This window comes from Cohaesibacter celericrescens, from assembly GCF_002866925.1.
Taxonomy (GTDB): domain Bacteria; phylum Pseudomonadota; class Alphaproteobacteria; order Rhizobiales; family Cohaesibacteraceae; genus Cohaesibacter; species Cohaesibacter celericrescens.
Map to the genome: position 1 here is coordinate 652,330 of NZ_PKUQ01000001.1, position 10,712 is coordinate 663,041.

At 49.6% G+C, this 10,712-nt stretch carries 7 protein-coding genes and 1 pseudogene; 3 read left to right on the forward strand and 5 right to left on the reverse strand.

Annotated elements, in window-relative coordinates; all coding sequences use genetic code 11:
* Nucleotides 1-719 precede the first annotated feature (719 nt).
* The gene (locus C0081_RS03125; RefSeq protein WP_101532307.1) at nucleotides 720-1,712 is read left to right on the forward strand and encodes a TAXI family TRAP transporter solute-binding subunit; all 993 of its coding nucleotides are present in this window, start codon (nucleotides 720-722) and stop codon (nucleotides 1,710-1,712) included.
* 72 nt (nucleotides 1,713-1,784) lie between these two features.
* On the forward strand, nucleotides 1,785-3,695 hold the full coding sequence (locus tag C0081_RS03130; protein ID WP_101532308.1) for a TRAP transporter permease: 1,911 nt from the start codon (nucleotides 1,785-1,787) through the stop codon (nucleotides 3,693-3,695).
* Nucleotides 3,696-4,088: 393 nt separating this feature from the next.
* Here C0081_RS03130 and C0081_RS03135 read toward each other — a convergent pair whose 3' ends face one another.
* The 5 genes and pseudogenes from C0081_RS03135 to C0081_RS03155 all read right to left on the reverse strand — a co-directional run bounded on the left by C0081_RS03135 (nucleotide 4,089) and on the right by C0081_RS03155 (nucleotide 9,514).
* Nucleotides 4,089-4,292, reverse strand: coding sequence for a hypothetical protein (locus tag C0081_RS03135; RefSeq protein WP_146006395.1), 204 nt, complete (start codon nucleotides 4,290-4,292; stop codon nucleotides 4,089-4,091).
* Nucleotides 4,293-4,533: 241 nt separating this feature from the next.
* Nucleotides 4,534-5,018: pseudogene (locus tag C0081_RS03140) on the reverse strand (IS6 family transposase); the annotation flags it as partial.
* A gap of 307 nt (nucleotides 5,019-5,325) precedes the next feature.
* On the reverse strand, nucleotides 5,326-6,864 hold the full coding sequence (locus C0081_RS03145; protein WP_101532310.1) for a DHA2 family efflux MFS transporter permease subunit: 1,539 nt from the start codon (nucleotides 6,862-6,864) through the stop codon (nucleotides 5,326-5,328).
* 47 nt (nucleotides 6,865-6,911) lie between these two features.
* Nucleotides 6,912-8,072 carry an efflux RND transporter periplasmic adaptor subunit gene (locus tag C0081_RS03150; protein WP_210200365.1) on the reverse strand — a complete coding sequence of 387 codons (1,161 nt, stop codon included), beginning with the start codon at nucleotides 8,070-8,072 and terminating at the stop codon, nucleotides 6,912-6,914.
* The gene (locus C0081_RS03155) at nucleotides 8,069-9,514 is read right to left on the reverse strand and encodes an efflux transporter outer membrane subunit (protein WP_101532311.1); all 1,446 of its coding nucleotides are present in this window, start codon (nucleotides 9,512-9,514) and stop codon (nucleotides 8,069-8,071) included. Before C0081_RS03155 ends, C0081_RS03150 begins: the two co-directional genes overlap by 4 nt.
* A gap of 123 nt (nucleotides 9,515-9,637) precedes the next feature.
* Here C0081_RS03155 and C0081_RS03160 point away from each other — a divergent pair, with 123 nt between their 5' ends.
* Nucleotides 9,638-10,243, forward strand: coding sequence for a TetR/AcrR family transcriptional regulator (locus C0081_RS03160; protein ID WP_101532312.1), 606 nt, complete (start codon nucleotides 9,638-9,640; stop codon nucleotides 10,241-10,243).
* Nucleotides 10,244-10,712: the final 469 nt, after the last annotated feature.

Genomic DNA, 10,712 nt, shown 5'->3' on the forward strand with positions numbered 1-10,712 from the left:
CTTTCCAATCTGAGATAAAAGCGAAACGGCAAAATTTTGTCGGTCAACTTGTCAGTCTTTTTATAAAATTTGTCAAGTGATGTAAAAGTTGCCAAGCGGTTCTGTTGGTTTTTTATGTTTACCCCCTAAATTTATACTCAAATTTACGATTCTCAACGTTCTAATGAGGGAACTATTCAATTGAATTAATTACTTTAAATAGGATAAAAAAAGAAAACTGTGTGCTAAATATTGTCGTTAGCGGCTACTGAGACTTTAAAGTTGGAATATGCAAAACATAACTATTTACTGAATTCATACACATATTACAAAATAATTTAATCAATTAAAATCAGATAGTTATGCCTATAAAATACTTTAAGAGACAAGAAATCGATATATAAATTGACAAATAATAGACAAATTGTCATTCTCTGCTCATTCCTGCTTTCATAATTATCGTCTGGAGGACGTTGCGTTTTTTTGAAAGCATGAGGTGGTAAACATCAGACGCCTTTGGAATTTGATGGTGAATTGGAGGGAGGAAGAGGTTAAATTCAATTGAATTGCCCTTTTCGCGTCAGCTAGACTGATGAACAAGTATTCAAATTTCTTTCCAACAAATCAATCAGACGCTGGCTCCTGTTGTTCAATCACTCGGGCGGTCAACGTCAGAGGTCGAGACTACGAGATTTTTGCTTATTCAATTGCGCTTTAGGCGCGACCCTGGAGGAAATACCATGAAGAAACTAGTTAGCCTTCTCGCTGGGACATGCGTGAGTGTTGCAATGCTTGCAGCTTCCGCAGCATCAGCAGAAACCATCAAAATTGCAGCTGAAGAGCCAGGCGGCGGCTGGTATTCTTATGGCGCAACCTTCACAAAACTTATCGAAGACAAAACCGATCTGGACGTAGAAATCATTCCTCGCGGTGGCGGCGTGAACAACCCGCCAGTTGTTGATCGCAACATTGGTCAGTTCGGCTTCACAACCGGCAACGCAGCGGCTTGGTCACAACAAGGCCTTGAAGCCGTATATAAGGGCAAAAAGAGCGAGAATATCCGTTCGGTTACCGGTGGCATGCAAGGAGCATTCACAGTCGTCTTCGCTCGCAAAGCCTATATCGACAAAGTGGGTGTAAACTCATTTGAAGAACTGTTGAAACTTGACGAATTGCCACGCGTTGGTATGGAGCCCGCAGGCAGTCAGGTTCCCATCATTGCAGACCTGATGCTTCAGATGGTTGGCTCCGGCATTGAAGATCTGCGCAGCAAAGGCGCCTTGACGCAGGTGAGCTCCTCAAAATTGGCTGAATATATGCGCGATGGTCGCATCGATTTGATGTTTGAAAATGTGCCGTTGGGTCATCCAGCCATGACCGAAAACAGCCTGACCAACGAATTATCCTATGTTGCCATGGGTGACAAAGTCATTGACGGTCTCGGCAAATTTGGTATGCCACGTGGCATTATGCCAAAAGGGGCCTTCAAGGGTGTATTGGCAGACTACCCAACCGCGTTGAGCTCGACAATCTTCATCACCAATACCCAGCAGTCCGATGAAACCGTCTATAAAGTGCTCAAAGCGCTGGATGAAGGTGGAGACGCACTGCGTGAAGAGCATGCTGCTTTGCGCGGCTGGACAGCGGAAAAAGGTTGCCAGCCAGAGCAAGCGGTTCTTGAGCTGCATCCCGGCGCAATGAAATATTGCAAGGAAAAAGGCTACCTGAAATAACAGTGAGTGTTGGGTTGCCAAATCTTCCTTGGCAGCCCATTCCTGTCTTTACCCCGCATGAACGGTAAAACAATGGCCAAGCTAACATATCAAAGAACGCTGCAAATCGTGGTCGGCCTGATCTATTTGACCTTCCTGTTGAAGCAGTTCTTCTATCCCAACACACCAATGATCTCCTCTCCGGTCCATGTTTTTCTGGCCGTTGCAACACTGATTACCTTCATGCCTTTGAAGCTGAACAATGAGAATTTCGTCTGGATTGGTAGAAGCATCGATCTTTGCATTATCATCGTGTCTTTCCTGATTTGTCTGCATTTTTATCAAGAGAATTATCGCCTCGAAACCCGCCTCAACTATGTTGACGACGTCTTCATAACTGACAAAATGACCTTTGTGTTTGGTGTGTTGGCTATTCTAGAAGGGGTGCGACGTGTGGTTGGTGCCTCCCTGCTGACCATGATTATAGCCTTTCTGACCTACGCTTTCTTTGGCAACTACATCCCCGGATGGATCGGCTTTACCGGCTTTAGCCTGAGTGATATGACCGAAATCATGACTATGAACAATGATGGTCTGTTTGGTGTCACCGCAAGTACTGCAGTCAATTTCGTATTCTACTTTATTATGTTTGGGGCAATTTTCTCGGCCACCGGCGGCGGCAGGGTTTTTATCGATATCGCCATGTTCGCAGCCGGTCGACTGACAGGTGGGGCTGCCAAGGCAGCCCTGATTGGCAGCTCGCTGTTTGGTACCATTTCCGGATCAGCAGTGGCCAATGTGACCGCCACAGGTGTCTTGACCATTCCCATGATGCGCCGCTCTGGATATACCGCCGAACAAGCAGCAGCGGCAGAAGCAATCGTATCTACGGGAGGCCAGTTGATGCCTCCGGTTATGGGTGTTTCGGCCTTTGTGATGGCTGATATGCTCGGCGTTCCCTATGCCCGCATCGCTTTAGCGGGGATTATTCCAGCGGTTGCCTTCTATTTTGCGCTGTTTATGATCATTGATTTGCGAGCGCGCAAGACAGGTGTCGGCAACATAAATGCGAAAGATCTAGTCTTTGATCCTGTTGCTCCTCGGGTTCATTTGTTGTTTAGTCCAATCTTCTTGATTGGCATGTTGATCGCCGGCTATTCCGCACCCTTCTCCGCTTTTTGGGCATGCATTGTCGGGCTCATCATTCCCATGATGCGCAGCAACACCCGTTATGGTATCAAACAGCTATTTGAAACCGCGGTCGAGATTTCGCGACAAATGGCGCAAGTTTCGGTTCCCCTGGCGGCTGTCGGTATCATTATGGCGGTTGCATCACACTCAAACCTAGCACTCAAATTCGTAACCTTGCTGTCCAACTTGGGCGCAGGCAACATCTATCTTTCTTTGGGTTTGGTGATCATTGGCTGTATCATCATGGGCATGGGCTTGCCGACGGTGGCCGCATATATTATCGGCTCGGTGATGTTTGTCCCCGCGCTGGTGGATCTGGGTATTGACCGCTTAGCTGCACACTTCTTTGTCATGTATTATTGTGTGTTATCTATGGTGACCCCACCCGTGGCATTGGCTTCCTATGCAGCTGCCGGTTTGGCTCAGTCGGATACGATGAAAACGGGACTTCAGGCTTTCGCGCTTGGCGTCGTAATCTTTATGATACCACTCGCGTTTGTGATGGACCCAGTGCTGCTTTGGTCTGGCACCTATTATGAGATCATGATTGCTTTTGGAGGCATGATCTGCGCAACCTTGAGTTGGTCAATTTTCATTCAGGGTTGGTTGCGATTCAATCTCAATCTCGTTGAAAGGACACTATTTCTTTTGGTTTGTGTCGGTATCATTTTTGAAAAGAGCCTTACTCCAAGCTGGTTCATGTTCCTTGCAGCCTTTGCAGTGCTGTGCTTATGGTGTTCGGTTATAAAGGCAAAAGTCTTTAATATGACATCACAGCAAAAATCGGTATCAATTGCGGACTTGACCGAATAGCAGTGACAAAACCCACCTAGAAAACAAAAACTTACAGCCCATCGTGTTCACCATGATGGGCTGTCGCTTTAGTAAACCGAAGCTTGCTGTAAGAGGCAATCGACTTGAGGCGGGCGGTGCGGTGATGCTTTATGTTCTATTTCAACTTTCTCTTCGCAATGTTGAAGATCTTTTGCATGAACGAGGTATCGGCGTCTTCCATAAAACCATCCGGTTGTGGTGGAACTGGTCCGGGCCAATATTTGCATCAAAGATCCGGAAGAAACGAGTTAAAAGGCCATGATCTTGGTTACACTGGCAATTGGATGAGGTCTTCGTCAAAATCAACGGCAACAGGCATTATTTGTAGCGGACCGTTGATCACGAGGGTGGCACAGACTGTTTCTAACGCGCTCAGGCGGTCTCCAACCCGGGAGGATTTTTTAATATATCGCGCTTCTTGCGTATTATCCGGGCTTCCTTGCGAAGACAGGCCTGTTCCTTGTCCTTATCGTCATGCGAACCGCTCACCAATTCAGCGTGCTTGTGACTGGTAATCCATTTGCCCAGTGTCGAAAGCCCAATACCCAGATCGTCCGTAGCTTGTTGCTGTGTCAATCCGCTGTTCTTTTGTTCCCCGTTCTTTCCTCCTGTTGAGTTCAAATATTTTCAGAAAGCACTCTCCATTAAAGTGGTACCGGTTGAGCGCGCTATTGCGTTTGAAATGTGGACCGGCAAAAAAGCTCCCTGCGAGATAATGCATTCTGCACTTGAAGAGGTGTTTCTGGGCAATAGAGGCAATATTGGTTCTGTCGCAAATTTCTGAGGTTGTCGCAGATCTGGCTATCACTGGACACAGCTATTCTGCGAGCGCAGAAAATTGCTGAAATGCGGATTGACCATCTGTTGAGAGCTGCCCTTTGCAGATCAAATGTGCGACTTCTATTCCATCCAATGTTGCTGACGCTGATGAGAAGGATTTGAAGCCCTTCATAGGCCGCGTCAGCATTTTGATGAAGCGGTGGTCTTGCTCAATGATGTTATTCAGATATTTCACCTGCAGTATTTCGATCAGCCAGAACCAGCCATGTATCAGCAGCAACCTGTTCATGTTTTGCAGTCCTGCTAAGTTTGCGCTGCTCTTGCCGATTACAACCATTTCAGGCTAGCCATTATTCTTGATTGTGCGTGCGAAGCAAGCACTGGCCGCAGCTTCATCCCGGTGCTCAAACAGCATGAAATCAAGGGTTTTCCCTCGTTTATCGATCGCCTATAAAGATAGGTCCATTTGCCTTTGACCTTGATATAGGTTTTATCCATTCGCCAGGAGTAGCTGGTCCTGATTTCTCTCAAGGCCTCGCTATTGGTTCAAGGTCGTTTAACTTCACTCTATGCAGCCCTCACCTATGCGGTTGCGGCAGTTGTTATTTTGGTCTCAGGGATTGCGACCCAATTAACGAACCTTACAACTGTTACCCTGTGTGTTTTTGGACTGACGGCCGGGATGATTTTTGTGACGCTTACATCTGCCCCTCGCCTAAGGGACTTGCAGTAGGGCCGAGCATTGTAAAATAGCTACCGCTAGAAACGAAAAAACTGGATTGGAGATATGGTAATCACCAATCCAGCATTGATAGATCCAATCGGGTTGTTAGTGCCCGACGTGGGGAGAGCCCTCTCCTTTTCCGCGTGGTGCTAGCCACGGCAAAAAGGCAGCGAGCACGAATACGATAGTGATGATACCAAACATATTGAGCGTAGCCAGCAATACGCTTTGTTGGCCAATGGTGAAGCTAAGGCTGGACACAGCGGCCTCGGTCGACATGCCGCTATGAACCATGTCAGCGATCAGATGATCAGTATTCGGCATGGCGTTGACCAGCTCAGTTTGGTTTTCTTTAGCGGCATTTTGCCAACCGGTTTGAATCAAAGAGGTGGCAAAAGCCCCCGCAAGGGTCCGCATAAAGTTTGAAAGGCCTGCGGCATTGGCCATTTCATGCGGTTTGACCGTTGCAAGCGCCAAACTGGTGACCGGCACAAAGAACATCACCATGAAAGGACCAGTGAAGAGCATGGGCCACGCCATTTGCATGAAGGTCACATCGCCATTGAACGTCATCCGCCAAGCGGTCATCGCTCCCAGCCCCAGTATCCCCGTTGAGAGAATGAGCCGTGGATCAAGCACATCATTCAGCTTGCCCACGATGGGAGCCGAAATGAAGGCGAGAATGCCCATGATGCCGGTTGCGTAGCCTGCCCATGTCGCTGTGTATCCCATGTTGGTTTGCAGCCACAGCGGGATGATGACAACGGAGGCAAAGAAGGCACCGAACCCAACGGCGAAGGTAACCGACGCTGCCGTAAAACCGCGGTAGCGGAAAATGCGCAGATCAACGATGGGATTTTCCTCTGTCAGTTCCCAAATCAGAAAAGCAATAAACCCAACCGCTGCCACGGCCGCCAATACACAGATCATTGGTGAAGAAAACCAGTCTAGGCTCCGGCCCTCTTCAAGCAAAACTTCCAATGCTCCGACCCAGACAATCAGCAAGGCAAGCCCTATCGCATCGATTTTTGCCTTGACTTTCGGGTCCGGCTGGCCGCGGAGTAAAGAATAGGCAACAAAAGCACCAACCAAGGCAATTGGAACCTTGATAAAGAAGATCCATTGCCAACCATAACCATCGCAAATGATGCCGCCCAGAATCGGACCTGCAATAGGGCCAATCAAGGTTGTCATAGCCCACAGCACCGACGCAGCAGTCGCCTTATCTTTGGGGAAGATCTTGACCAGCAGCATCTGTGAAAGCGGCATAATCGGGCCACCGGCCAAACCGAGTAATACGCGCCCAAGAATAAGGGTCTCTAGAGAGTTGGCCATGCCGCAAACAAGCGACATAATAGCAAAACCTACGAAACAGCTGATAAAAGTCCTGATCGCACCAAATTTTTGGGCCAACCAGCCCGTCAAGGGTACGGTGACAGCCTCGGCCACAGCATAAGAGGTGATCACCCAGATACCCTGAGAGGAAGAAACGCCCAAGGACCCTGCGATGGTTGGAACCGACACGTTGGCGATAGTACTGTCGAGCACGACGAGAAAATTTGCTGTGCCGATAGCCAAAGCTGCGATGATGAGGGTCGGTCCTGTCAGGGCCGCACCTCGCACCGAAGATGTAACCTCAGTCATGGGTTATCCTTCTGTGGTTATCTTTCTGTGTTATCTTTTCGTCAGCTTTATTCTGCGACATGGATGTCGGCTGTCATGGACAGCCCCACTTCCAGCGGATGTGTTTCGAGCTGAGCGGGATCAAGCGCGATACGAACCGGCAGGCGCTGGACAACCTTGATCCAGTTGCCCGTCGCATTCTGGGCTGGAATGACCGAGAAAGCCGAGCCAGTGCCGCCGGTAAAGCCAGTCACCGTGCCATCATAGGAAACGCCGCTGCCGTAAAGATCAGAATGCAGCGTCACTCTCTGGCCTGGTTTGACATTGGCCAACTGGACTTCCTTATAGTTGGCATCGACAAAGACATCTTGCAGCGGAACTACGACCATCAGGCGCATGCCCGGTTGGACACGTTCGCCCACCTGCACGTTGCGTTTTGAGACAACACCCTCCACTGGTGCACGAATGATGGTGCGCTCCTGATTGACCCTTGCTTGATCGCGCATGGCTTTTGCAACGAGCACCTGCGGGTTCTTGTCCTGCGCCACGCCCTCGATCATGGCCGCGTTGGCTTCTTGTGCGCTGATCCCTGCATCAAGGGCTGCTTTTGCTGCAGCGAGAGAGGCTTGAGCAGAAGTCAGATTGGCCTTTTGTATTTTAAGGGCAGCTTCGGCCGCGGTCAGTTCATCTCCAGAGACCGACCCACCTTTGGCAAGCGAGGCACGACGATCAAAATCAATCTGAGCCTTGTCTAGATTGGCTTGCGCCGTCAAGACCTGTGCTTCTGCACGTTGAATATCGGCTTTGCGCGCCTCAATTTGCGCATGCAAGGTGCGGTTGTTGGCGGCAATCGATTTCACCTGCCGCAACGCTTGTTGGTAGCCGGCTTCAGCCTGCGCAAATTGCAGGTCAGTGTCTGTGCTATCCAGACGTGCGAGAATATCGCCCTTTTTGACATGCTGGGCATCGGCCACCATAACTTCTGCAACAGGGGCGGAAATCATAGCGGTGATGTTGGCAATGTCTGCCCCAACATAGGCGTTGTCGGTGACGACATGCTTGGATGCATAGAGTGTCTGGTACGCATAGACTCCCCCCCCAATAACAGCCACTGCTGCGAGCAGGCCCAAAAACAGCGGCGCCCGTTTGGTCGATTGAGCCTTTTGAGGTTCAGCGGACATCAGGTCATCAATTTCGATATCGACTTCGATTTTACTAACTTCGTTCACGATTTTTTCTCCGTACTGCGGAAGCCGCCGCCAAGTGCGTGGACGAGTTTTACATCCAGTGCGAAACTGCGGGCGCGTAGTGCTGCTGTGGCATTGCGAGCGCTTATCATGGCGTCCTCCGCTGCCAGAACTTCGAGATAGGTTGCCAGTCCGCCGTCGTAACGATTTTTGACGATTCTGTGAGCATTCTCAGCTGCGGTTGCTGATTTTTGGGTCGCATAGAGCCTACGGCTGAGCTGGCGTTTGCTGACAACACTATCGGCAACGTCCTTGAGTGCTTGAGCCAGTGCCTGATTATAAGTCGCTACGGCAATCTCATGCTTGGCTTGTGATACCATCAGCCCGGCAACATGACGTCCACCCTCCAGAATTGGCAGCGAAATGGCTGGCCCGACAGATCCATAAGTGGATTTGGTATGCGACAGGAGGTCCAAACCGAGGGCCTGTTTGCCAATGACCGCTGTGATGTTCACATTGGGGTAGAAAGCTGCGCGGGATTCTTCAACGCGTTTAATCGAAGCCTCCGCCCGCAAACGGGCCGCGACAACATCAGGACGCCGGCCTATTAGGTCGAGAGGTAGGTTTTTGGGTAGTCCGGAATAACGGCCTCCACTGACATGAGGGCGCTTGATGGCAAGGCCACGATCGGGGCCCTTGCCCAACATCGCAGCAATCTGGTTTCGAGTCAGCGCGATCTGTTCATCGATGGCAGCAAGGCGTGCTTGCGTGCTGGCTTCTGCTGACCGGACACGCTCAAGGGCGCTTTCGTTCTCTAGCCGTTTGTCAAACCTATCACTGATGACCTTCACAGTTTGCTTGCGCACTCGAATGGCGTTGCTCGTTGCATCTTTATCTGCATATAGTGACACGAGCTGAGCATAGATCTGTGCAATGCCGGTGGACACAGCGAGTCGAGCTGCGGCGGCTTCGGCTTCGGCGGCTTGCGTTTCGCCTTTGGCAGCAGCCAAAGCTGCGCGGTTTTTGCCCCAGAAGTCGATTTCCCAATTCAAATCGAGAGCGATCACCCCGGCGGCTTTCCAGCCTTTGGGCGCTACAGCCTCATTTATCAGATAGTTATAGCTCTGACGCTCTTGATCTATCTTGGCGTTGGCACCCATCGTGGGGAACAAAGCGCCTCGGGTGGAACCTAGTGTTGCATAGGCTATTTCCAACCGAGCAGCAGCAATCTTCATGTCATTTGCGCCCGAAAGACCTTCCTTGATCAACTCCGACAATTGCGGGTCACGGTAGGCTGCCCACCAGTGATCTGACGGCCAAGCGGATTGTTTCGCGGCCAGTGACTGGGTCGCTTCGTAGGCACTCACTGGATTTATTTCTGAAAGCTCTGTCTTTGGAGGGAGCATTGCACAGCCCGCACACAGGCTGATGATCGAAAGCGCCAGTGGAGTTGTCCTTCGGGAGGTTAGAGTCGGGGAAAACATGTTGTTGCCAAACCAAAACTAGAAAAAATGCAAAATTATAACTGTACTGTACGGTTTATTATTAGATCTTGTTTGGGTCAAGTCAAAAGTGTACAAGCGTTTCAGAAAAGTGAGGATCGGTAAATGCGCGTTAAGACCGGCGAAAAAAGAAGCAAAATCGTTAAAGTCGCGTCGGAGGTTTTTGGTGAGCTTGGGTTCCATCGTGCCAGTATGGCTACAATTTCTGCGCGTCTAGGTGGATCGAAAGCAACGCTCTACGGATATTTCAAATCCAAAGAACAACTATTCGCAGCCGTTTTGATGGACGCTCTGGAAGAGCACGGCAATGAAGTTTTTTTATTGTTCAAAAACTTTGGTCCAGACGTCGCAGAGACGCTCACAACATTCGGCCGGGCTTATCTGAAATTTCTCAGCAGGCCTGAAGTTTTGGCTGTATCAAAAATGGCCATGTCAGATGGGGCCAGTAGCAATTTGGCACCAGAATTATACCAAATTGGCAAACAGCGCGGCTTGCTTGAGATACAGGCCTATTTGCAAAGGCTCATGGACAATGGAGTTCTTTTGGCTCCGTCTGCTCAAATTGCAAGCTTGCATCTAAAGGCTCTGCTGGAGGCAGGTGTCGTTGAACCTCAGCTTTATGGCGTTGAGCCTCATCTGCCTATTGATGAGGCTGTTGAGGTTGCTGTGTCCGCTTTCCTGAAGGCATATATGGTGGTGCAGGCGAGGTAGACACCCCGCTCTGCAATGCTGATTGAATATATCTTGATTACCAATGCCTCGAATTTCAGTGAAGCTGATGAAACCCTGATCTTGTATATCTTTGACGGTCAATTGCTGTCTCTAGGGTAAAGTCGGGAGTTCCAGTCTAAGCTGCTCAACCTTTTCTGTCCTTAAGTGTCTGATCTTCAGAGAGCCAAGTCAAAAATCTCTCCAAAATAGAGTGGTTGTCGGCATGAAGTGGCTTCCATGGTTGTTGATTTTCACTGAGAGCTGGCTCTGGCTCACATTTGCTGAAATTGTTGTGCATCTTTTAGCTGGTTCATCAGAGGATCAGCTATGCATCATCGATTTCAGCGCGCAAGCCTCGTGCCTTACGGCTTTTCAGTATATTCAATCCAGATTGCCGGTGAGAGTGTGCAAATTCAGTTGCGGTCACGTTCTCGTTTAGGGGGGTATCCCGACTGTGAGCGGTTTGATG